Source organism: Pontibacter sp. BAB1700, from assembly GCF_000277005.1.
Lineage (GTDB): Bacteria > Bacteroidota > Bacteroidia > Cytophagales > Hymenobacteraceae > Pontibacter > Pontibacter lucknowensis.
Genome location: NZ_AKIS01000009.1, coordinates 25,034 through 47,984, shown reverse-complemented (window position 1 = coordinate 47,984; position 22,951 = coordinate 25,034). Strand labels below are relative to the sequence as shown.

The following is a 22,951-nucleotide window of genomic DNA, read 5'->3' as shown; positions in this document are numbered from 1 at the left end:
TCAAACCATTTATCATTCAGAAGGAATACTGGCAGCAAATAACTATAGCATTTGCTAGTCGCCACCAAGATCTTTACAAGATGACAATTAGTTTAAATCGTTGGCATTAACAATCGTCAACGAATCAGCGCAAATCGTTTTCCTGGCATCGCTTTTACCATTCCTTTAAATTCAAGTGATAACAAGACCGACGCCAGTTGGTTGACAGGCACTTGCGACTTCCAACCTAAATTATCCATTTGCTCTTCGCCGGATTGAATCAGCACTTGCAGCACCTGCATCTCCTCAGGAGTAAAGTCAGCCGGATCAAGCGCAGGTATAGCGGCGGCTCGTTTAGAGGCCAGTTTGTCTTCCACATCCCAGTTGAGCAACTCGATCAGGTCTTGTGTGGAGGTGAGCACAGCTGCTTTGTGTGACTTGATCAGCCAGTTCGTACCCTCTGACATCGGGGAATTAATGTTACCCGGCACGGCCATTACCTCCTTGTCGTAGCTGTGGGCTATGTCGGCGGTGATCAGGGTACCGCTTTTGAAAGCTGCCTCGATCACGATGGTGCAGTCGGACATACCGGCGATAATGCGGTTGCGGGCCGGGAAGCGGGGGGCGTCAGGCTTGGTGCCAAACGTGTTCTCGGTAATCACGCCACCTTGCTCCAACATCTTCTCGGCATACTTTTTATGTACCCCGGGGTAGATTGTATCAGGTCCGGAGGCCATGACGCCAATCGTTGGCAAGCCTGCCTGCAGCGCAGCCCTGTGCGCGGCAATATCGATGCCGTAGGCCAGACCACTGACGATCGTCACCTTGTAAGGTTTCAGCTCTTCAACTATCCGCTCCGTTACCGACTGCCCGTAACTGGTTGGTTTACGGGTGCCTACTATACTGATGATACGGCGATGGTTTAAGTCAGTATTTCCTCTGAAGTAGAGAAGGGGAGGCGCGTCAGGTAATTGCTTGAGCCGATTGGGATAATGTGGCGAGGTATAGAAGAGGAGCTGAACACTTCTGTCAGCTGCTTTTTTCAGCACTTCATCCGCCTCCAGTAAAGCATGACGGCCATTGTCACGAATACTTTTCGCTACACGTTCGCCCACGCCCGGCACCTTCATCAGCTTGGCAACAGGCGTGTCAAACACAGCTTTGGCAGAGCCGCAATAGCTCACCAGCACCTTCGTCAGCTGGTCGCCGACGTAAGGCAAAAACGAAAGGCAACTTCAAATTGAGCTTCCTGTGACATGCACCAAGGTACGCAGGCTTAGCTTTTGGTGTTCAGCTGTTCCTTGATTCCCACTAAGAAAGAACGCACTTTCTCAAGCGAATTAATGATCTCGATCTTGTCCTTTGTCTGCACCGATTTGTTCTTCAGCACTTCCTTAGCGCCTTGTATCGTAAAGCCACGCTCTTTCACCAGATGGTAAACTGAACGTAGTTCTTCAATGTCTTTAGCGGTATATTGGCGGTTGCCTTTCTTGTTCTTCTTGGGCTTAAGCTGGTCAAACTCAGTCTCCCAGAAGCGGATAAGCGAGGGGGCAACGTCAAATAGGGCAGCTACCTCACCGATGGTGTAGTACTGCTTTTCGATTTCTTTTTCTTTATAAGGCATAGTGTCGGTTTCAAGGTACAGGGCTACAGCACTAATTTTCGGGTATAGCACACTGAATTACGGCTAAAATTGCTACTTTTGCCCTAATGCAGGCCCGTGTAAGCATTGCCCGAAAGGGCTGTTTCTATAAGGCAAAAATTCTATATTTTTTGTTATTAAACAAGAAGTATAGCACATTGTATCTAAAGGCTTAATAATCATAGATGAACTCAGCTGAGATTAGACAAAAGTTTCTTGACTTCTTCGCGCAGCGACAGCACCAGATTGTGTCGTCAGCCCCCCTTGTAGTAAAAGACGACCCCACCCTGATGTTTATCAACTCAGGTATGGCGCCCTTCAAGGATTACTTCCTGGGCAATAAACCAGCCCCCTCTAAGCGCATCGCTGACACCCAAAAGTGTCTGCGCGTATCGGGCAAGCACAACGACCTCGAGGAAGTAGGCTACGACACCTATCACCACACCATGTTCGAAATGCTGGGCAACTGGTCATTCGGAGACTATTTCAAGAAAGAAGCCTTGGCCTGGTCATGGGAGCTTTTGACAGAGGTATACCAGCTGCCAAAAGACAGGCTGTATGTATCCGTGTTTCAGGGCGATGACTCCGAGAACCTGCCGATGGACCAGGAAGCATTTGACATCTGGAAGTCTATGATTGCGGAAGACCGCATCCTGATGGGCAACAAGAAGGACAACTTCTGGGAGATGGGCGACACAGGTCCCTGCGGTCCGTGTTCGGAGATACACGTGGACTTGCGTACCGATGAAGAGCGTGCGCAGGTGGACGGCAAGACTTTGGTGAACGCCGACCATCCGCAAGTGGTGGAGATCTGGAACAACGTATTCATGGAGTTCAATCGTCTGGCTGATGGCTCACTGGTAAAACTGCCTGCGCAGCACGTGGATACAGGTATGGGCTTCGAGCGTTTATGTATGGCCATCCAGGGCAAGCGCTCCAACTACGATACCGACGTGTTCCAACCGCTGATTCAATACATTGCTAAGGAAGCGGGTGTAGTATATGGCGAAAACGAGAAAACAGACATAGCCATCCGTGTGATGTCCGACCACATCCGTGCCATTGCCTTTACCATTGCCGACGGTCAATTGCCGTCGAACAACAAGGCAGGTTATGTGATTCGTCGCATTCTGCGTCGTGCCGTTCGGTATGGCTTCACTTACCTGGATTTCAAAAAGCCTTTCCTATACAAATTGGCAGCCGTACTGGCCGACCAGATGGAAAACGTATTCCCGGAACTGAAAGCACAGCTGTCATTCGTACAGCGCGTGATTGAGGAAGAAGAGAACGCTTTCCTGCGAACTTTGGAAAACGGTTTGAAGCGTCTTGATGCTTTGGAAGCTAAGTTCAAAGAAAACAACAATACTATCGACGGCAAAACCGCCTTCGAACTATATGACACCTTCGGTTTTCCCCTAGACCTGACTGCCTGATAGCCCGTGAAAAAGGCCTGAAGGTGGACGAGGCTGGTTTTGGTGTGGAGATGGAGCAGCAGAAAAACCGTTCCCGCAACGCCTCTGCTTCCGAGCAAAGCGACTGGGTAATCATCCAGCCAGATGTGGAGACGGAATTTCTGGGCTACGAGCATGACGTGGCGGACTCTCATATCGTTCGCTACCGTCAGGTAAAGACTAAAAATAAAAGTGAGTACCACATTGTGCTCGACCGCACGCCTTTCTATGCAGAGAGCGGTGGACAGGTAGGCGATACAGGTTACCTGATTTCTGATTCAGAGCAAATCGAGGTGCTGGACACTAAAAAGGAGAACGACCTAATCCTGCACATCACAGCTAAATTGCCGCAGCAAGTGGATGCCACTTTCAGAAGCGAGGTGGATTTTGAGCGTCGCAACCTGATACGTAAGAACCACTCGGCTACGCACTTACTGCATGCTGCCTTACGTAAAGTTTTAGGGGACCACGTACAGCAAAAAGGCTCTTTAGTAAACGAAAAAATACTGCGTTTTGACTTTTCGCATTTCTCTAAAGTAACAGACGAAGAGCTGCGTGAAGTAGAAACCATCGTGAACCAGCGTGTGCGCCAGGCGATTCCGTTGGAAGAGCAGCGCAACATCCCGATCGCCGAGGCCAAAGAAATGGGCGCCATGGCCTTGTTTGGTGAAAAGTACGGCGAGTTTGTACGTGTGATTGCTTTCGACCGCGACCACTCGGTGGAGCTTTGCGGAGGTACGCACGTTTACAATACTGGCGAAATTGGCTACTTCAAAATTATTTCTGAAAGCTCAGTGGCTGCTGGTGTGCGTCGTATCGAAGCCACTACAGCTAGCTCTGCAGAAGAGTATATGCAGCAACAGCTGAACGAGCTGAATGCCGTGCGCGAAGTACTCGGTACGCATAGCAACATATCTGGAGCCGTTCAGAAACTGCAGGAAGACAATAAAGTCCTGCAGAAGCAACTCGAGCAATTTGAACTGAAGCAGCTGACCAGCCTGAAAGAAAGTCTGGTGCAGAAAGCGCAGTCCATCGACGGGGTAAACTTTGTTGCCGAGAAAGTTGACGTAAGCACAGCTGACTACCTGAAAAAACTGGCTTTCGACATGCGCCAGGCGGTTGAGAATCTGGTATTGGTGTTAGCCGCAGAGATTGACGGCAAGCCACAAATCGCGGTAATGCTGTCAGACAACCTGGTTTCGGACCGTAAATTGAACGCCAGCCAGATGGTACGTGAGCTTGCCAAAGAGATCAAAGGCGGCGGCGGCGGACAGCCTTTCTATGCGACGGCTGGCGGCAAGGAAGTTGCTGGTTTGCAGGCTGTGCCTGCGAAAGCGCAGGAATTAGTGAAAGGACTGTTGCAATAAGTAAATGGCAGGTATAGAAACGCCCTATTTAGAGAAGGCTAAATCATTTTATACCTTTATACTTTGGGCAGTGGGCTCAGCAGTTCCGCTAAACTTACTGACCAGGTATATGCAACTGAAAAGCCCAGCAAAAGAAATAGTTGGTTTTGGACCTGCTGCTATCGGTTTGTTAATAGCTCCTGTTGGGATGTACTACATTTTAAAGAGCTTTCAGCAGCAAGAACAAAACAAGAAACAGCAATGGCTATACCTATTGGGCTTACTATTGATAAATAGTCTGGCTTTGTATATCATCTTTATGATGGTTACCGGAAACAAGCCATTTACTAATTAGTAGATATCCCGTTTTAGACAAATAAAAAATAGCTTTCCAATAAAGAATCATGGATAAAGCAATAAGAGACAAATACCAGGCGATTATCGGTCTGGAAGTACACGCCCAACTATTGACAGAGAGTAAGGCCTACTCGTCTGACTCTACAGAATATGGCGTGCTGCCAAACACGAACCTAAGCGTGATCACACTGGGCATCCAGGTACTTTGCCACGCATCAATAAGTCCGTGGTAGAGATGGCCGTGAAGATGGGACTGGCAACAAACTGCGAGATCACCCGCTACAACATCTATGCCCGTAAAAACTACTTCTACCCAGACCTTCCAAAAGGCTATCAAATCACGCAGGACAAGACGCCTATTTGCACAGCGGGCTACCTGGATGTGAAAGATGCCGCAGGCAATGACAAGCGCATTGGTATCACGCGCATTCACATGGAGGAAGATGCAGGTAAATCCATGCACCTGCCTGGCGAAACTGAAACGCTGATCGACCTGAACCGTGCTGGTGTGCCTTTGATTGAAATTGTATCAGAGCCGGACATCCGTGATTCCGAGGAAGCTTATAACTACCTGACTGAGATTCGTCGTTTGGTGCGCTACCTCGAGATCTGCGACGGCAACATGGAAGAAGGCTCGCTCCGTTGCGATGCCAACATTTCGGTGATGCTGAAAGATTCACCGCTTTGGGGTACCAAGGTAGAAGTGAAGAACATGAACTCATTCCGCAACGTGCAGCGTGCCATCGAGCACGAAATTGAGCGCCAGATCATGGTCATTGAGAACGGCGGAAAGATTGATTCTGAAACCCGCAACTTCGACGCTAACACGGGCTCAACTACGGCCATGCGTTCCAAGGAAACGCTTAATGACTATCGTTACTTCCCTGAGCCGGACCTGCCACCTTTGGTGATCGAGCAGGAGTGGTTGGAGCGTATCAAGGAGACCATGCCAAGTCTGCCGCAGGAGTTGTACAAGCGCTTTACAGAGGAATTTGGCCTGTCGGAGTATGACGCCGGTGTTTTGACAGATGCGAAGGAAATAGCCTTATACTACGATGAGCTTTGCAAGCACACCAAGAACTACAAAGGCGCGGCCAACTGGGTAACCGGTCCGGTGAAGTCATACCTAAACGAGTTGCAGCTGCACATCAAGGACTTCCCGCTGCAGCCGTACAGCATTGCCGAGATCATCGCACTGGTAGATGAGAACAAGGTGAGCCACTCAGTAGCCGCCAAGAAAATATTCCCATACATGCTGGAGAACCCAGGTATACCTGCGCACCAGGTGGCCGAGGAGCAGAATCTGCTGCAGGAATCTGATACTGATTCCCTTAAGGCGATTGTTTCAGAGGTGCTTGCCGCTAATCCCCAGAAAGTGGAGGAGTATAAGGCTGGTAAGAAATCACTGGTAGGTATGTTCATGGGAGAGATCATGAAGAAAACCAAAGGCAAAGCTGACCCAAAAGTGGCCAACCAATTGCTGCAAGAGGGATTAAATGCATAATATTACGTGTCGCGAAACACCAGGCCTTGATATATTTTGCCAGGTGCACCGCTGTACGATCATCTAAACCCATAGAAATATGAACCTAAAGAACTATATAGTACTGGCTTCAGCGGCTGCCTTGATGGCCAGCTGCCAGGGCAACAAGACAGCAACCAACGGCAGCGCCTATACTATAGAAGGGAAACTGCAAAATGCCACACCTGGTCAGATCTTTTTGTTTGAACTGGGAGAACAGCAATTCATTGCCCGCGATACGGCTGACATCAGTCAGGATGGTACATTTTCATTTCAGGGTCAGGTAGAAGAACCGACGCTTTACCGCCTCGGACTCGATCAGCAAAATGCCCTGATGATGGTTCTCGAAAATAAAAATATCAAAGTACAGGCTGATGCCCGCGACCTGAACAATACAGCCAGGTTTGAGAACTCAGAGGACTCTGAGCTTTTCCAGCGTCTTAACAAAATGGTGAATGAAAACCGCCAGAAGGAAATGGCTCTGAGCGAGCAGTTCAACCGCGCCATTTCTGAAGGCAAGACGGAAGAAGCAGAAGGTTACCGTCAACAGTATCTGGCCTTGCAGAAAGAAATCAAGAATTTCATTGCAAAGCATCCGGAGTCTGTTGTGTCTGCTTTCGGAACACTCAGCCTGGTTAACCCGCAGTTGGATTTTGCTTTTGCGGATAGTATGCTGACACTCTATACCCAGCACATTCCAGAGTCTAAATACACCAAGACGTTGAACGATCGCCTGAGTGCTATGCGCACAACTGCCGTGGGTTCGGTAGCGCCTGATTTCACACTGCCAACACCTGAAGGTGGCAGCATGGCTTTGTCTGAACTGCGGGGCAAGTATGTGCTGATCGACTTCTGGGCTAGCTGGTGTGCACCATGCCGCAAGGAAAACCCGAATGTGGTGAAGATGTACAACAAGTACAAAGACAAAGGTTTCGAGATCTTTGGCGTATCGCTGGACCAGTCGCGGGACAAGTGGCTGAAGGCTATTGCCGATGACAAACTGACCTGGCCGCAGGTATCAGACCTGAAAGGTTGGGAAAGTTCAGCTGCTCAACTCTACCAGGTAGATGCCATCCCGCAGACTATTCTGCTCGATAAAGAAGGGAAGATCATTGCCAAAGGTTTGAGAGGAGAGGAGTTGGAAGCAAAAATTGCTTCGTTGGTACAGTAAACCAGGATCTGTACCTGATATAAAAAGCAAAAGCCCTTCTGTCAAGGAAGGCTTTTGCTTTTTATGGTTATGTAATAGGTACTACTTTTTAAACACTCGCTGCAGCGCCGCCCACAGCAACTTTTTCTGCTCCTGATCGCCATCCAACACAGCCAGCGACTGTGAGAATACAACCGGCACACCATCTACCGGCACAGGATTGTAAAGCGTGAACTTCTCGTGCGGAAGGTCAGTGTCAAGGCGGCTGGCAAAACTGATGATATACTTTGTCTGGGTGGTTTCGCGCAGCGCTTCGAACTTCGTGATCGCTCCCGACACGTTATTTACAAAGGCAACATCCGAAGGACCAAAACCAATAGCTGCCAGTATTTTGGTCAGAAACTGTGACTGTGGTAATACCCTAAACGCTGCATCCGGAAGTGTGACCAACACAATCAGACCTTTATGGTTCTCACCGATAAGATCAAAAGACTTTGGCTGAGGTGCTGTCTCTATTTTCGGAAGTTTAGGGGTATCGGTTGCAACAGTCGCCGGACTTGCTGGAATGGGAGCGGCAGTTTCATGAACCGGTTTAATTACTGGTGCTTCAGTAGCAGTAGGTATAGCCGCACTGACAACAGTCACCTGGTCCTGCTCGATCAGGTAGAGCGTTTCGGGCATGAAATGCTTCAGAAATTCCGCGTTCAGTTGTTCTGGTGTCAGGGCTGCCATTTAGTAAGGTATAAATTATTCGGCGTCTTCCTTAAGATCAAAGATAGAGCGTAATTCATTGGCTTCGCTCGGTTTCATACGACCAGCCAATACCAGACGTAACTGACGGCGGCGTAAAGCACCGTCATACAGCCTGATCTCTTCCTCGGTTTCAGGGATCGCTTCCGGCACATCGATCGCTTTGCCAGACTGGTCAACCGCCACAAAGGTGAAGAAGGCCTGGTTTGACATCACTTTTTTGCCCGAAGGGATGTCTTCGGCATAAACCACGATGTGCACTTCCATAGATGAAGAGAAGGCACGGGTAACTTTAGCTTCGAGCGTAACCACATTGCCCAATTTTATGCTTTCAGCGAATGACACGTTGTCTACTGAAGCCGTAACCACGATGCGGTTGGAGTGCTTCTGTGCAGCGATAGCCGACACGATGTCCATCCAATGCATCATTTTACCGCCCATCAGGTTATGCAGGGTATTGGTGTCGTTTGGCAACACCAACTCAGTCATAATCACGTACGATTCGCTTACTTTTTTCTGTTTACGCATGTTTGTTCTATAAATTCTGACGCAAAGATAGGGCACGAAGGTCCAAACAAAAAGACCGAAAAGGCATTTGGGCAAAATGTTTGGGTAGTAGTGTGGCAAGTATATAATTTATAAGGCTATCACCGGAAGGATTAATTCTCATTATAGATTGAAACCTTCCTCACTCGCTGGCATTAAGGCTAAAGCGCTATAAATTATCTGCCTCCCAACCAGATTTGCCCAGAAGGGGCACAAATTTGAAATCAGCAAATTCTTCCCGCGTAAAATCATTTTCGCCGGTGCGGGTAATGCGCAGCATCTTCTGGCTCGACTCACCACCTACCGGGATTACCAGAATACCACCAATAGTGAGCTGACTTACCAATGTTTTAGGTATACCGGGCGCTCCGGCCGTCACGATGATCTTGTCGTATGGTGCATGGGCAGGCAAACCCTGTGAACCGTCGCCGTGGAAGGTGTGCGGGAACAAGCCATACGTCTTGAAGAACTTTACCGCCTTCTCATAGAGCGGCTTGTTATACTCGATGGTGTAAACTTTAGGCGTAAGCTGCAGGAGGACACAGCACTGGTAGCCCGAGCCGGTCCCGATTTCGAGTACTTTGTCGGTTGGTTTCAGTTTCAGCAGCTCCGTCTGGAAAGCGACCGTGTAAGGCTGCGAAATGGTTTGTCCTTCGCCTATCGGAAAGGCTTTGTCCTGATAGGCTTGTTCCAAGAAGGCTTTCTCGAAGAAAAAATGCCGGGGTACTGTTTCAATTGCAGCCAACACCCGTTCATCGCGTATACCTTTGTCTCTCAACTGCTTTACCAAGGCGCGGCGCATGCCTTTGTGTTTGTACAAATCTACCTGCATTTCCCTTTTCCTATAATACTAGTTACAAATGATTGGCACTTGCTATGCCAGCTGATTCAGCCAGCGGCATTCTTTTTCTGAGAACAGATAGTGATGCCGTATGCGAAAATAAGCATAGGAGGGCAGAGTTACCTAACACTAAGGCAATTTAATCTCGGCCTGTTGCGGATTTAGGTATAGCAAGTATGCTTTTCAGCAAAATCATGGTTAATTTTGAATTCAGACAATAAGCCCGGAAAGATGTTTACAGGTATAATAGAAGCTATGGGCCAGGTGCAGGCCATACAGGAAGAAGGCACCAACAAGCACTTCACGCTGTCAGCACCTTTCACACAGGAGCTACAGATCGACCAGAGTGTGGCTCACAACGGCATTTGCCTGACAGTGGTGAACATAGAGGGCGATAACTACACTGTGACCGCTATAGACGAGACGCTGCAAAAAACAAACCTGAACAGCGTGCAGGTGGGTGACAAGATGAATCTGGAGCGATGCATGAGTGCCAACGGTCGTTTCGACGGACACATCGTGCAGGGCCACGTGGACCAGGTAGCAGTATGTGAGTCCGTAGAAGACCAAAACGGCAGCTGGGTTTTCACCTTCCGCTATGATTCTTCCCTAGGAAATGTGACGGTGGAGAAGGGTTCGGTCACTGTCAACGGCATTAGCCTGACGGTAGTGAACTCACAGGAAGACCGTTTTTCTGTTGCGATCATACCCTATACCTACGAACATACCAATCTGCACCAGGTGAAGCCGGGTACAACTGTTAACCTGGAGTTTGATATAATCGGCAAGTATGTAGCGAGGCTCTTGAATAAAAGTTAATAAAAAAGTTTAGTCATTACTTTACCACAATCTGGTGGTACGTTACCCCATAACCGCCCCAAACACCTAATCCGCCGTTGATGTTAGACCGGGTGGTATTGGCGGAGCCGATGGGGCTGCCATTGTTGTTACGCTCATTTTCTAAGGTATACCAAAAGCGATAGTGATCCAGATCGATCGCAGCCCAGCGCACTGTGATCGTATCGCCCTTCCCAAAATAGCTATAAGTATCCAGATCGACATCCCGGCCACGGGGCTCCCCCCGGTCAAGCGGGAAACTCAGGTTCTGCACTCCATTGATCAGCTCATCATTGAAAACAGAGGTAAAGTAGCCAGGGTAGAAGGGTTCGCTGTTGCGCTTTGTGAAGTAGCGGACGCTGTTCCCCAGGGTGTCAGGGTCGCGGTAGCGGTAGAAGAGTGTGAACAAGCTGTCCTGCCTTGGGTCGGGATGAGGCTGCAGAAAGAGTTCCTGCAGGGGGTTGAGATGGGGTATGGTCGTCGAAGAGGTCAGTACCCGCCCTTCGTGACTGATTCGCAACTGATAGCTCTTGCCGATTTCGCCCCGCAACTCATCAGAGGTATAAACATAAAAAATAAAGTTGCTATTACTGGTAAGCTGGTTCTCAGGTATGGCGTATTGCTCTGACACTACACGCCGCAGCCCTGGCCAAAAGGCGGCCGCCGGTACTTCTTTTAAGGTATAGCTCTTTCCTGCGATCGACACCTCTACCTGAGCCCCATGCACGAAACTGGCTTCGATATCAGCGGGAGAGGAGCCTGCAAACACCGGCATACTGCGCGTGAGCACCACCACAGGAGGCGCATCCTGTTCAATGTGCCCTTCTACTACCAGTTGTTCTTGTCCGGCAGGTATGTCGATGGTCAGACTTTCTTCGCAGGAAAGCAGGAAGGTGATCAGGACGAGTGCAAGCAGATTTCTGATTCGCATAGCATTACCATTTAAAATTCCAGGTGGCTGATGGCAGTGGAATTGGAATCAGTGAGACTTTCTTTCCCTGCACCCGAGTATCTGTACTGTAAGGCGCCCCTTCGCTATCAATAAAATACAGGAAGGGGTTACGGCGGCCATACACATTGTAGATCGCGAAGGTCCAGCTCGACTGCAACCGTCGGTGCGCCTTTCCTTCCAGCGTAGCCGAGAGGTCCAGCCGGTGAAAAGGCTCCATCCGGAAGCTGTTGCGGTCACCGTACTGGTAATTGACTGTTCCCTCAATCAGGTAGCGCCGCTCGGGCATCGTAGTGGCTTGTCCGGTGCCGTAGACGAAGCTGCCACCAAATGTCCAGCGGGTACTGTACTTATAAGTAGCCACCAGCGAGATGTCATGCCGCCTGTCGAAGCGGGCGGGGAAGGTACGGCCTTGGTTGATAGCGGGGAAGGTGCGATCGGTCCAGGACAAGGTATAGCCCAGCCAGCCTTGCAAATCACCATAGTTCCGGCGCAGGAAAAACTCTGCGCCATAAGATTCGCCACTTCCACGCACAAATTCATACTCCAGATCACGGTTACTAGGCCCCGCCACAAAACCCTCACGGTACTCCAATTGATTTTCCATGGTCTTATAATAGAGCTCCACAGACCCTTCATACATATTTTGCCGGAAACTCTGGAAATAGCCCACTGCATACTGTGTGGCCCGCTGTGGTTCTACTATTGCCGAACTTGGCACCCATACGTCCAGAGGCAGGGTTGTATAGGCATTGGAAACGAGGTGCAGGTACTGTGCCGAACGGGCATAGCTTGCTTTAACGGAAGCATCAGCCCCTAAGCTGTAGCGCACCGACACACGTGGCTCCAGGGCCTGGAACGTTTTCACCCGCTCTCCCGCTGCATATGCCACTGAATCAATAGGCCTTTCGTTCTGATCAAAGGTATAGAAAGTAAAAGGTCCCATCTGCGCAAAGTAACTCCCCCGTATACCTAAGCTCACCAAGAGCCGATCCGTTACATTCCAATCATCGGACAGGTATAGCGCGGCTTCATGGGCTGTTTTGGAAAGGATCCTGTCGGTAGAGAATACATCTCCTTCGGCTGTTTCCGCACTGCCGGTTCGGGGACGCAACGTATGGTGGGTATAGTGCAAACCGTAGTGCAGCTCATGGCGCACAGAAGGAGTATACACAAAATCGGTTTTCAAAGTATAATCCCGTACCCCGGTTTCAACTGCTGTTGTAATGTCTCCGAAGTCCCAATTGAAATCAAATGCGTAGTTGCTCAATGTGCCTGTCACATCTACAAAGTGCTTTCCTGAAAACTGATGGTTCCAACGGGCAGTGGCGGAAGCATTTCCCCACTGGAAATCGGCCACAAAGCGGCCGGAAGAGAGTGTAAGCGAACCTACGTCCTTGCCATAGTAACCGCTCAGGTAGAGCTTGTCCTTCGGTGACAAGGTATAGGAGAGCTTGCCATTGAAGTCATAAAAATAATAAGGCACCCCACCTTGTTCGGTGTTTCGCAGAAATGGCCCGAACAATACATCCACGTAGGTGCGGCGGGCAGAGAAAATGAACGAGGCCTTGTCTTTGACCAATGGGCCCTGCACCGTCAGCCGGGAAGCGATCAGGCCAATGCCGCCCTCTGCCTGCAAACTATCCATGCTTCCTTCCCGCAGCTCCACATCCAGTACCGACGACAGGCGCCCGCCATACCTGGCCGGCATGTTGCCTTTGATCAGGGTGGCATTGCTGATGGCGTCGCTATTGAAGACAGAAAAGAAATTGAGCAGATGTCCAGGGTTGTAAACCACCGCCTGATCGAGTTGCACGAGATTCTGGTCAACTCCTCCGCCCCGCACATAAAAACCTGTATTGCCTTCGCCACCCGACTGCACCCCCGGCATCAGCTGCACAGTTTTCATGATGTCAGTCTCTCCGAACAGCACCGGCAGCGTTTTCACCGAAGTCATCGGGATGTCCAGTTCACCCATCGTGGCGGTCTGGGTAATCGGCTTGAGGCGGGTCCCGATCACCTCCACCTCACGGGTGCTGTAGCTGGCCTGCTCCAATCGTATATTAAGTGATTCGACTCGAAAGAGCTGAAGTTGAATTTCCTGACTATTGTAGCCAATGTAACGGATAACCAAGGTATAACTGCCTGGCGGGGCACTCATGCTGTACCTGCCATCCGGTTCCGAGACCGTACCGATAGAAGGGCGCTCCTTCAGACTGATGGAAGCACCGGCCAGGGGCTCATCTGTACGGGCGTCGAGTACACGGCCGCTTAGCACAAAACTGTCCTGTGCCCATGAAGGTAGCACAGGCAGGAGTATGAGTGACAGAAGCAGGTATAAAAAGTGTCGTAGTTGCAAGTCCGGAAATCAGCTCTTCTAACAATACGTCAGAAACAGCGGATTATGCCAAAGGTTTGTGCTGAAAGCGGGTATATTTTCGCAGCCAAAAACGGTAGCCCACCACGGCCAACATGGCTGTTCCGGTACCCACCAGAGCGCCGCCCAGCGTATCGCCCGGATAGTGCACACCCAGGTATATGCGGCTATAGGAAACCATCACAGCCCATGTAACCAGCAATATCTTGAAGATCAAGTAACGGTCGGATAGGGTCAGGTTAAAGAAAACCGCCAGCGCAAAGCCAGTAGAGGCGTGGGAGGAGAGGAAGCCGAATTGTCCGCCGCAGCCGCGCACCAGGTTTACCATGGCTGATATTTCAGGATCGTGACAGGGACGCAGACGCGCAAAATAAGGTTTGAAAATACCAGAGGCCACATAATCGGCCAATCCTATACCTGCCACAGCCATCAGCAGCATTGGGATACTCTGCAGCTTGTAGCGCCAGATGATATAGCCAATCAGCAGAAGGTAAAAGGGAATCCAGAAGTATTTATCTGAAACCGTGACCATAACATTGTCCCAGAACGGGCTTTGCTGCTCATTCAGGTATAGAAATAGCTCTTGGTCCAGCTTCTCCAGTTGCTCCAGCATGCTTAGGCTAAGTTGATCCAGTCGATGTCCTTCTTAAGATAACCCAGGGTCTTTTCCTCAGGTCCGCCCGGTGCCGGCTTGTGGTTATATACCCAGGAGGCATGAAGCGGCAAACTCATCAGGATAGACTCAATGCGACCGTTGGTTGCCAGTCCGAACTTGGTACCACGATCGTACACGAGGTTAAACTCTACGTAGCGGCCACGGCGAATCAATTGCCACTGCTTTTCACGCTCGCCATAAGGCAGGTCGCGGTTCTCGTTGATGATCTTGGTATAGAATGGCGCAAAAGCATAGGCCACGTCGCGCACAAAGGCAAAGCGTTGCTCCAGGCTGATCTCATCAGTAGCCATCAGACGGTCAAAGAAAATACCGCCCACACCGCGGGTTTCCTGTCGGTGCTCGTTGTAGAAATAGTCGTCGGCCCATTTCTTGAACTCCGGATAATAGGAGGGATGGTGTTTGTCACACACGGCTTTCATGGCCTCATGAAACTCCCTTGCCTGCTTCACATCCACATAAATAGGCGTGAGGTCAATGCCGCCACCAAACCAGGCTGTACCGTTGCCAGCCTCAAAATAGCGCACGTTCATGTGCGTGATCGGCACCATCGGGCTGTGTGGGTGCATTACCACCGAAACGCCCGTCGCAAAGAACTTCGGATCAGGCATCTGCAGCATTTTCAGGAATTGTGGAGAGAGCTCGCCCTGCACAGCAGAGAAGTTGACACCGCCTTTTTCGAGCACGTTCCCGTTTTCGATGATGCGGGAAATGCCGCCACCGCCCTGTTCGTGTTGCCACTCATCCTTCTGGAAAGTTGCACCGCCATCACAGTTTTCAAGGTCGCGCACCAGGTCTAGCTGGAACTGGCGCATAAAAGCTTCAACTTCTTCTCTGAACATATTATCTTTATTACTTCTTTAATGTGTCATCTGACAAAGATCACAGAATTCCGGAACAGAAATCCAAAGTCCTATGTCCTTTGCCACCAGGTATTTTTGTCCGGAAACCGTAAAACTACCAAATAAACCCCGCTCTACCGAACATTCGTAAGGATTTCAGAAAAAGCACATTTTTCCTTAACTTCGGGCAACAACTACGCGCAACCTATGTCAAAAGAACTGATGGAGGCATTTAAGATTGACACGGGCATTCTTAAAAAAGCCTACCGACTGATGATAACTGCCAAGACAATGGCAGACACCTACGAAGAAAACAAGGCCATTTGCAGTAAGTATGTGCACAGCACATCCCGCGGTCACGAAGCCATACAATTGGCCACGGCCTTTCAACTGAAGCCCTACGACTACGCCTCACTCTATTATCGCGATGATTCAGTGCTGTTAGGTATAGGCATGCAGCCTTACGAGCTCATGTTGCAGCTGATGGCCAAAGCCGGTGATCCGTTCTCAGGTGGCCGCACCTACTACGGACACCCTTCGCTGCGTCGCGAAGGCTTTCCGACCATTCCACATCAAAGCTCTGCCACTGGCATGCAGGCTATACCTGCCACTGGTATGGCACACGCCATTGCCTACTTCGAATCGCAGGGACTGACTAATAGTGAGGAAAAGCCGGTGGTGCTTTGCTCCCTGGGAGACGGCTCTGTGACGGAGGGTGAAGTGGCCGAGGCTTTCCAGATGGCGGTACTGAAGAATCTGCCAATTGTATACCTTGTGCAGGACAACGACTGGGTATTTCGGCCACAGGAAAGGAAATGCGCGCCATGGATGCCTACGAGTATGCAGCCGGCTTCAAAGGGATGGAGCGACTGCGCGTGAATGGCTCTGACTTTGCGGAGTCCTATGAAGGCATGCGGGTGGCATTTGAGTATGCCCGCGAAGTGCGTAAACCGATACTGGTTCACGCCAAAGTGCCTTTACTGGGTCACCATACCTCCGGTGTGCGCCGCGAGTGGTATCGTGGCAGCAACCTGCAGGAACATAGCGTCAACGACCCGATCCCGAAGCTGCGTCAGGCGCTGCTGGATTCCGATGTTACGTCAGAAGAAGTACAGTGGCTCGAACAGGAAGCTCAAAAAACTGTGAATGCTGATTACCAGCGTGCACTGGACGCTCCCGTGCCTGATCCTAACACCTTCGACCAGCACGAGTTTGCACCAACTCCGGTAACAGAGGAAAAAGGCAACCGTCGACCGGAGGGAGCCGATAAAGCCATTATGGTAGATGCCGCCCTCCATGCCGTGGACGATATTCTCCGCACCTATCCGGAAGCTTTGTTCTATGGGCAAGACGTAGGAGGGGAACTTGGTGGTGTGTTCCGCGAAGCCGCTCTGCTAGCTAAGAAATACGGCGATAACCGTGTGTTTAACACCCCGATTCAGGAAGCGTACATTGTCGGATCTACCGCAGGTATGTCAGCCGTAGGTGCAAAGGCAATTGTAGAAATTCAGTTTGCCGATTACATCTGGCCGGGTATGAACCAATTGGTGGAAGAGCTTTCTAAGAGCTGCTACCTCTCGATGGGCAAGTTCCCGGTACAGTCGCTGCTCCGTGTGCCGATCGGCGCTTACGGAGGAGGTGGTCCTTACCACTCCGGCAGCATCGAGTCTACGTTGCTGACTATCCGTGGTATTAAAGTGGTGTACCCGAGCAATGCTGCCGACATGAAAGGTCTCATGAAAGCTGCCTTCCTGGACCCGAACCCGGTGATCATGCTGGAGCACAAAGGTCTGTACTGGTCTAAAGTAGCCGGCACCGAAGACGCCAAGACCGTGGAGCCGGATGAAAATTACATCCTGCCTCTCGGCAAAGCCAACGTGGTGCAGTATGCCTCTGACGAGGAAATCCGCATGGGCAACTCCATGACGGTGATCACTTACGGTATGGGCGTATACTGGGCCAAAACCGCATCCAAGCAATTCAAAGGTAGCGTTGAGATCCTGGACCTGCGTACGCTCAATCCGCTGGATTTCGAGGCCGTAGTCGCTTCTGTGCGTCGTCACGGCAAGGCACTGGTACTCACCGAGGAGCCGCTGATGAACTCTTTTGCAGAATCACTGGCGGGACGTATCTCCAAAGAATGCTTCCAGCAGCTAGACGCACCAGTTTATACCCTGGGTGCTGCTAACCTGCCAGCTATACCTTTGAATGTGGAGCTGGAGAAGATGATGTTGCCTAACCCGGAAAAGGTAGCCGCTGCTCTGGAAGAGTTGCTGAACTACTAGACTCTAGCATAGCCTGCAAACAAAAATCCCCGTCAGATCATGACGGGATTTGTTTGCAGGCTATTAGAACTAAAAGTACAGGTCTTATAGCTAAGCTTTAGAAAGGATAACCTATGCCGATGTTGAGGTTAGTTCTTCGATTGGCTGGATCAACCTGGCGGAAAAAGTCGGAGAAGCGGAAATCACGAATCACGAACTTGTTGCCGTTAAGGTCTCCGGCCGGATCGTATACCTGTGTGGCAAAGTCAAATCGAAGAATCACAACAGAGAAATTTAGTCGCAAACCAAAGCCAGTACCTACCGCCAGTTCTTTATAAAAGCGGTTAAATTGAAATTCAGACCCCGGGCGGTTATCAGGCTTCAGCATCCACACGTTACCAGCATCAACGAATACAGCACCATTTAAGAAACCGACCATATTAAAACGGTACTCAGCACTGGCTTCGAGTAATACTTCACCAGGCTGTTCGGCAATAAATCTTCTATCAGTCTCCTCTCCATCCTCAGTTTCTGTAATCACCCGCCGATATGAGCCAGGGCCCAGACGCCGGGCCTGCCAGGCACGCACACTTGAAGCACCTCCTGCAAAAAAGTATTTATCATAGGGGAGGGCATTCGTACCAAACAGGGGACCGCCTACACCAGCATTTACACGATAAACAAAAAAGCGCTGTCCTCCCAGCGGCAAATAGCGTCGGTAATCAGTGTTTAATTTGGCATACTGGAACTGCCTCAGACTGCCCGTTTCAGGCAAGATACCCAGTTTGGAAGTGAGACCGCCGACCTCGGTCAGCACACGCATGTAGCGGGCATTGCGCGATTGCAGAAAGTCGTTTGTGTTGTAGATCAGATTAAAGCCAACAAAAGAAATAAATCCGCTTTTGAAACTCTCCACAAAAGATCGGCTGAGCTGACTCAGTTCTCGCAGGTCTTCTTCAAAAGTGGGGTCAATACGATTAACCTGAATAATATTAATATTGACCGGTGAAAACACATACTGCACAGTTGGCGTCTGAAGCGGACGCGGATACTTGTACCAGATGTAGTCAAGAGAGGCTTCGTAAATGCTTCTCTGGAACTCAGCACGATTAACATTGGTATAGCCTGTATACAACCGGGTTCTGGGATTGAAATCCTGCAGAATTTTCTTTCCGCCAAAAGGGAGAATAAACAGCGGGAAAGTAAGCGCAGCATCACCACCAAACTCCCGTATCATGACCGTTTCATCAGTTGCAATATTGATCTGTCCCTCCAGGCCCCCACGTATACCGAATTCCAGGTTCTCGGCACCTCCGAAAACATTGCGTGTCTTCAGTCGGATGCTGGAAAAAGGACCAGGCCTGCGCTCGGTAAAGTTCATCCCCAATTCAGCCGTTTCCTGAAATTTCTTGGAGGGGAGGGCATTAATGAAGGCATTCAACTGGTTACCAGCTGTTGAGTCGGTCGCATCTGTGATCTTGTTGTAGCTTACATTGGTAAACTGAAACACATCCATCTCAGCCAGTCGCCGCTGTGTAAGGGATGTCCTGAACTGGCTATACCGTTGACCTGGGTATACCGAAACTTTATTGTCAAGTATGTTAAAAGAGTACTTGTGGTCGTATGCCAGGTATTTTACATTGTTGTATTCCAGCGTATCGCGTGCCAAACCAAACCGGTCCGCATCTGTCTTAAAATACACGTTCCTGATAGTATAAGCTTTGTGACGGGACCCGTTCTCCGGATTCTGAATAATGGTATGCAGACGCACCGTGTTCCCCCCGTAGCTGGTATCCGGCTCAAATATTATATACGCACGCGAAAAGTCAAAATATCCGTTGTGACGGATCATCTCATGCAGGCGATCCCGCTCTTGTGTGAGCAACTGCTCATCATACACATCACCTACCTTGAGTAGCGACCTGGCCTCGTATCGCTTCACAATCTGGAGCAGAGAATCATCGGGTATAGTGTAGTTGAGCGCACTGTAACGGTAAGGCTCATTTTCAGCGATATTGATCGTAATGTATACCTTTTTGCCTTTTACCTGTTTCTCGTAGTCCGCTTCATGATTAAAAAAACCTTTGGTATTCATGTAAATTTCTACCTGGTCCATGGTGCGCTCCATCAGCAGTGAGTCATAGATGGCGGGAGGTTCACCTATTTGCATGAGCAGATTACCCTTTTCCTTCCGATCACGCTGGCGGGCTATGCGGCGGTCAAAGCGGTCCTGGATTCGGCGTACCTTTGTGGAGTCATCGGCTTGGGCTGTTTTATCGGCGCGTTTTCTACGTAGCTTTTCAATGCGCTCGTCGATGCGGGCAGGACTGTAAAATCGCTTCCCAAAGTTATAGATGGCCAGATAAGGCGTAGAGCCAAGGAAGGTCCGGTTAGGGCGCTGTTGGTAAACCGCCTCTATATCAGTCTGGCTGACGTGTTCGATCCCTTTAGGCTCTATACCTAACAAGAGCTGTTCGTTCTCGCCCAGATTTTTGGTCGGCACGCAGGCGGTGAAACTTAAAATTGTAATTACCAGCCCGAATATATAATATCGTGTTCTCAAACGATTCTCCGCTCTATGTTGTCGAAAGCAATTGTAAAATACGTTACCTCCCTGCAAGTAAAAAAATACCGCAACCAACACCAAGCCTTTATGGTGGAGGGAGCTAAAAGCCTACTGGAGCTGTTAAACTCAGATTTTGAGATACAGCACCTGTTCATAACCCAGGATTTCCTGCAGGAGCATGGCAACAGGCTAAGCAAAGGTACAAGATACGAACTTGTTACGGAACAGGATCTGACCAGGGCGGGTACTTTTTCAAGCAATAATGCTGGTTTGGCTGTAGCCCACATGCACCAGCTCCCAAAGTTGCAGTTTCACCCTGGCGATTTCACTCTGGCTCTCGACGACATCCGCGATCCGGGTAACATGGGTACCATCATCCGCATTGCAGACTGGTACGGCATCCAGACCATTGTATGCTCAGAAACCTGCGCAGACTTTTATAATCCCAAGACCATTTCAGCTACCATGGGTTCCTTTACCCGTGTCAAGGCCTATTACCTCAACCTGGGTGAGTGGCTGCACCAACTCCCGGAGAATGTGCCTGTCTATGGCGCTTCGCTGGATGGCGAAAACCTGCACCGCATGCAACTGCAGCCAACAGGCGTGGTGGTGATGGGAAATGAGGCGAATGGCATACGCCCGGAAGTTGCCAGCGAAGTAAACCGGCTTATCAAGATTCCTGATTTCGGAGAGGCAGAGTCGCTTAATGTGGCTACAGCTACCGCCATCATCATCGATAACTTTATGCGCAACGCAAGGCTTTAAAACAAAAGAAGCCTCTGACTAGAGGCATCTTTTGTAAACAATATAATCACCTAATTAACAGCTTATTAATTAAACAACCTTAAACCAAAGCTGATTACGTTGGCATCCGGGCCGCGGTTGTCTTTGAACAAGTCGTTCATGTTGTATTTCACGAAGAGGTCCAGGTTGCCGTAGCCTATCACGCCTGTCAGGCCATACTGAAAGTCACTCAGGTTGTAGCTGCTGCGCACCTTTTCTTTCTGCGTCCTACCGCTGTCCTCAAACTTAAACTTAGAGTGGGCACCCAGGCGGTAGCCTACAAACGGGCCGGCGCCCAACTTAAATCCTTCCTTGCCGTTTTGGCGCTTGAACTTCAGCATTGGCATGAGCGGAACGTTTACGGATGAGTGTGTCAGCTTCACTTTGTCATAGTTGATCTCCATCTCACGACGGAAGAAGGTCACATCATTTACATCCTCCTCAATCACGAAGTTGCGGTCGAACATGTAGTTATTGAAGGCAAATTCAAGGCCTGACACCAGATATAGCGGACTCTTGCGACCACCGATCTGTGAATTGAGGTGCCAGTTGATACTTACATAGCGTGAACCTAGCGGCTTCAGGTCAGGTACTTGTTGGCTATTGGTGTTTAAGAAGTTGTTCAAGCCAAGGTCCAAGTCAAAATTGAAGCGGGTAGCTTTGTAAGACTTCTTCACGTTGCTTGTCCGTATACTGTCCCGCTCGGCGCGGTTAGGCATGTTCACGTCAACCTTGGTATTGCCATCCTTTTCCTCAATTTCCACATCGATCTTGATATTCTTGTTGATCCGGATCTCGTGTTTTTCTCTGTTTACCTTCCCATCCTGGCCGGTTTCCTGCACGGTAATGGTCACAGTTTCCGGATCATTGTCATTTTTGCCAAACACGACGGTGGTCTCCTGCGACTTCAGCTCTTTGTTTGCACCGTCCATGCGGTCTACCTGATCAACATATTTATTCAGCACGCGCATCAGAGAGTCCAGGCTATAGTTTTCGAAAGCTTTGAGCTGTTCTATGTTCTGAAGGTATAGCACCATTTTAGCGCCATTGGCCATTTTAACAACAATCGTATCATGCTGGCCGAGTCGCTCGCCTATGGTTTGACCGCCTTTGGCAGACACACCGGTGGCTGCAGCCATGATGATGGCCGTTACGAGAAGTAGTATCTTTTTCATGGTTTTAAAAGATTAGAGATTAATGACTTTTGATATTTTCTGTTTTCCAATTTGAGTTTCAAGTGCAATTCTGTCTGCATTGATGCCGAGCTCTGACAACTCAACCTTTTCTCCGTTTGAGAGATTACGAACCTGCTTAAAGATGTTCTTGGCAAGTTTCTGTTTCTTTTCGAAGCCGCTCAGCTCTTCATCTGCCTCTACCTCCTGTACATGGACAGCCCGCTTTATTATAATTTCCACAGGCTGAGCATTCATGTCCACTGTATTGGCTGCAAAAGTAACCGGAGTTGTTTCTCCTGTGTTAAAGTAGTCTCCCTTCTGAGGGGCATCCGGTATAACTGGCGTTTCTACCTGAGCCGCCAGTTGTTGCGTTGCAACAACGCTTTTTGCACTGACTTCAGACCTGGTTTTTTTTGCCTCCACGCTGTGTTCCGCTTTGGCGATCAACTGCTTCTTAACCGTTTTTGGCTGCGTAGGTGCTGTAGCAGCAGTCTCAGCCGGTTTGGCAGGCTCAATTAATTCTTCATCTGCTGATGGCGTAGTTGACGGCTCTTCAGCTACTTGTGCCAGTTGCTTGTCCGCTGTGGCAGGTGCTGTGATAACAAGTGGCTGCTCTGCTTTCAGACCATTTCGGTCCGCCAAGCCGTATCGGTCTACCGGCACAGTGCCGTTCTGTACATTGTAGAACACGACGCCCACTGAGAGCACGAGCGCAATAGCGGCAGCGATAGAGTAGGAGAGCCACATAAAGCCTCGTGGCTTCGCTTCCTCCTTTTGAGCATTAGGCATCTCGGTTTCTATCCGGTCCTGCAATCTGTTCCAAAGGTCGGCAGGGGGCGTGGGCGATGAAGGGCCCAATCGCTCTTTGAATAGTTTGTCTATGTCTTCTGGTTTCATAACT

The 22,951-nt window shown here is 49.8% G+C and carries 17 protein-coding genes and 3 pseudogenes; 8 read left to right on the top strand and 12 right to left on the bottom strand.

The annotated features are described in order from the left end of the window. Positions 1-116 precede the first annotated feature (116 nt). Together dprA and O71_RS01685 are read right to left on the bottom strand one after the other, a co-directional pair. Positions 117-1,199, bottom strand: coding sequence for a DNA-processing protein DprA (gene dprA / locus O71_RS01690; RefSeq protein ID WP_007652527.1), 1,083 nt, complete (start codon positions 1,197-1,199; stop codon positions 117-119). A gap of 56 nt (positions 1,200-1,255) precedes the next feature. Continuing rightward, positions 1,256-1,603, bottom strand: a complete 348-nt coding sequence (locus O71_RS01685; RefSeq protein WP_007652526.1) for a MerR family transcriptional regulator — start codon at positions 1,601-1,603, stop codon at positions 1,256-1,258. 203 nt (positions 1,604-1,806) lie between these two features. Between O71_RS01685 and alaS the strand changes: the two are divergent. From alaS to O71_RS01665, 4 genes and pseudogenes are all read left to right on the top strand, one after another. Beyond that, positions 1,807-4,439 (top strand): annotated as a pseudogene (alaS, locus tag O71_RS01680) (alanine--tRNA ligase). Positions 4,440-4,443: 4 nt separating this feature from the next. Further along, the gene (locus tag O71_RS01675; RefSeq protein WP_007652525.1) at positions 4,444-4,773 is read left to right on the top strand and encodes a hypothetical protein; all 330 of its coding nucleotides are present in this window, start codon (positions 4,444-4,446) and stop codon (positions 4,771-4,773) included. A 49-nt stretch (positions 4,774-4,822) separates the two neighbouring features. Continuing rightward, positions 4,823-6,279, top strand: a pseudogene (gene gatB / locus O71_RS01670) (Asp-tRNA(Asn)/Glu-tRNA(Gln) amidotransferase subunit GatB). A gap of 79 nt (positions 6,280-6,358) precedes the next feature. Further along, positions 6,359-7,468 carry a TlpA disulfide reductase family protein gene (locus O71_RS01665; protein WP_007652524.1) on the top strand — a complete coding sequence of 370 codons (1,110 nt, stop codon included), beginning with the start codon at positions 6,359-6,361 and terminating at the stop codon, positions 7,466-7,468. 81 nt (positions 7,469-7,549) lie between these two features. On the opposite strand, the gene O71_RS01660 is transcribed toward O71_RS01665, so the two are convergent. The 3 genes from O71_RS01660 to O71_RS01650 form a co-directional block, all read right to left on the bottom strand. Next, the gene (locus O71_RS01660) at positions 7,550-8,179 is read right to left on the bottom strand and encodes a hypothetical protein (RefSeq protein WP_007652523.1); all 630 of its coding nucleotides are present in this window, start codon (positions 8,177-8,179) and stop codon (positions 7,550-7,552) included. 15 nt (positions 8,180-8,194) lie between these two features. Beyond that, positions 8,195-8,725, bottom strand: coding sequence for an acyl-CoA thioesterase (locus O71_RS01655; RefSeq protein WP_007652522.1), 531 nt, complete (start codon positions 8,723-8,725; stop codon positions 8,195-8,197). Between the two features lie 187 nt (positions 8,726-8,912). Then, entirely contained in the window at positions 8,913-9,575 is a 663-nt protein-coding gene (locus O71_RS01650) for a protein-L-isoaspartate(D-aspartate) O-methyltransferase (RefSeq protein ID WP_007652520.1), read from the bottom strand. A gap of 240 nt (positions 9,576-9,815) precedes the next feature. On the opposite strand from O71_RS01650, the gene O71_RS01645 reads away from it, so the two are divergent. Beyond that, positions 9,816-10,403: a riboflavin synthase gene (locus O71_RS01645; protein WP_007652518.1), complete on the top strand. Its 588-nt coding sequence runs from the start codon at positions 9,816-9,818 to the stop codon at positions 10,401-10,403. A 16-nt stretch (positions 10,404-10,419) separates the two neighbouring features. Here O71_RS01645 and O71_RS01640 read toward each other — a convergent pair whose 3' ends face one another. From O71_RS01640 to hemF, 4 genes are all read right to left on the bottom strand, one after another. Further along, positions 10,420-11,352: a DUF4249 family protein gene (locus O71_RS01640; RefSeq protein ID WP_007652516.1), complete on the bottom strand. Its 933-nt coding sequence runs from the start codon at positions 11,350-11,352 to the stop codon at positions 10,420-10,422. Positions 11,353-11,356: 4 nt separating this feature from the next. After that, positions 11,357-13,678 (bottom strand): TonB-dependent receptor, encoded by a 2,322-nt coding sequence (locus O71_RS01635; RefSeq protein ID WP_237717659.1) that lies wholly within the window; start codon positions 13,676-13,678, stop codon positions 11,357-11,359. Between the two features lie 94 nt (positions 13,679-13,772). Then, a complete protein-coding gene (locus O71_RS01630; protein ID WP_007652510.1) occupies positions 13,773-14,360 on the bottom strand; it encodes a phosphatase PAP2 family protein in 588 nt (195 codons plus the stop codon). 2 nt (positions 14,361-14,362) lie between these two features. Next, positions 14,363-15,262, bottom strand: a complete 900-nt coding sequence (gene hemF, locus O71_RS01625) for an oxygen-dependent coproporphyrinogen oxidase (RefSeq protein WP_007652509.1) — start codon at positions 15,260-15,262, stop codon at positions 14,363-14,365. Between the two features lie 207 nt (positions 15,263-15,469). Here hemF and O71_RS24930 point away from each other — a divergent pair. Both O71_RS24930 and O71_RS01620 read left to right on the top strand, forming a co-directional pair. After that, positions 15,470-16,392: pseudogene (locus O71_RS24930) on the top strand (thiamine pyrophosphate-dependent dehydrogenase E1 component subunit alpha); the annotation flags it as partial. Positions 16,393-16,539: 147 nt separating this feature from the next. Next, complete coding sequence (locus O71_RS01620) at positions 16,540-17,547, top strand: alpha-ketoacid dehydrogenase subunit beta (RefSeq protein WP_369750852.1); 1,008 nt, start codon at positions 16,540-16,542, stop codon at positions 17,545-17,547. Positions 17,548-17,644: 97 nt separating this feature from the next. On the opposite strand, the gene O71_RS01615 is transcribed toward O71_RS01620, so the two are convergent. After that, positions 17,645-20,029 (bottom strand): BamA/TamA family outer membrane protein, encoded by a 2,385-nt coding sequence (locus O71_RS01615; RefSeq protein ID WP_007652507.1) that lies wholly within the window; start codon positions 20,027-20,029, stop codon positions 17,645-17,647. Positions 20,030-20,104: 75 nt separating this feature from the next. Between O71_RS01615 and O71_RS01610 the strand changes: the two genes are divergently transcribed. Then, entirely contained in the window at positions 20,105-20,857 is a 753-nt protein-coding gene (locus O71_RS01610) for an RNA methyltransferase (RefSeq protein WP_007652505.1), read from the top strand. Positions 20,858-20,922: 65 nt separating this feature from the next. On the opposite strand, the gene O71_RS01605 is transcribed toward O71_RS01610, so the two are convergent. Beyond that, complete coding sequence (locus O71_RS01605; RefSeq protein ID WP_007652503.1) at positions 20,923-22,050, bottom strand: outer membrane beta-barrel protein; 1,128 nt, start codon at positions 22,048-22,050, stop codon at positions 20,923-20,925. A 12-nt stretch (positions 22,051-22,062) separates the two neighbouring features. Next, positions 22,063-22,947 carry a hypothetical protein gene (locus O71_RS01600; protein WP_007652502.1) on the bottom strand — a complete coding sequence of 295 codons (885 nt, stop codon included), beginning with the start codon at positions 22,945-22,947 and terminating at the stop codon, positions 22,063-22,065. Between the last annotated feature and the right edge of the window lie 4 nt (positions 22,948-22,951).

Bases quoted from the DNA above. Each gene is read 5' to 3' on its own strand.
- hemF (WP_007652509.1), bottom strand. From the start codon at position 15,262: ATGTTCAGAGAAGAAGTTGAAGCTTTTATGCGCCAGTTCCAGCTAGAC.
- O71_RS01685 (WP_007652526.1), bottom strand. From the start codon at position 1,603: ATGCCTTATAAAGAAAAAGAAATCGAAAAGCAGTACTACACCATCGGT.
- O71_RS01655 (WP_007652522.1), bottom strand. From the start codon at position 8,725: ATGCGTAAACAGAAAAAAGTAAGCGAATCGTACGTGATTATGACTGAG.
- O71_RS01640 (WP_007652516.1), bottom strand. From the start codon at position 11,352: ATGCGAATCAGAAATCTGCTTGCACTCGTCCTGATCACCTTCCTGCTT.
- O71_RS01620 (WP_369750852.1), top strand. From the start codon at position 16,540: ATGGTAGATGCCGCCCTCCATGCCGTGGACGATATTCTCCGCACCTAT.
- O71_RS01665 (WP_007652524.1), top strand. From the start codon at position 6,359: ATGAACCTAAAGAACTATATAGTACTGGCTTCAGCGGCTGCCTTGATG.
- O71_RS01605 (WP_007652503.1), bottom strand. From the start codon at position 22,050: ATGAAAAAGATACTACTTCTCGTAACGGCCATCATCATGGCTGCAGCC.
- O71_RS01645 (WP_007652518.1), top strand. From the start codon at position 9,816: ATGTTTACAGGTATAATAGAAGCTATGGGCCAGGTGCAGGCCATACAG.
- O71_RS01610 (WP_007652505.1), top strand. From the start codon at position 20,105: ATGTTGTCGAAAGCAATTGTAAAATACGTTACCTCCCTGCAAGTAAAA.
- O71_RS01660 (WP_007652523.1), bottom strand. From the start codon at position 8,179: ATGGCAGCCCTGACACCAGAACAACTGAACGCGGAATTTCTGAAGCAT.
- O71_RS01630 (WP_007652510.1), bottom strand. From the start codon at position 14,360: ATGCTGGAGCAACTGGAGAAGCTGGACCAAGAGCTATTTCTATACCTG.
- O71_RS01600 (WP_007652502.1), bottom strand. From the start codon at position 22,947: ATGAAACCAGAAGACATAGACAAACTATTCAAAGAGCGATTGGGCCCT.
- O71_RS01675 (WP_007652525.1), top strand. From the start codon at position 4,444: ATGGCAGGTATAGAAACGCCCTATTTAGAGAAGGCTAAATCATTTTAT.
- O71_RS01650 (WP_007652520.1), bottom strand. From the start codon at position 9,575: ATGCAGGTAGATTTGTACAAACACAAAGGCATGCGCCGCGCCTTGGTA.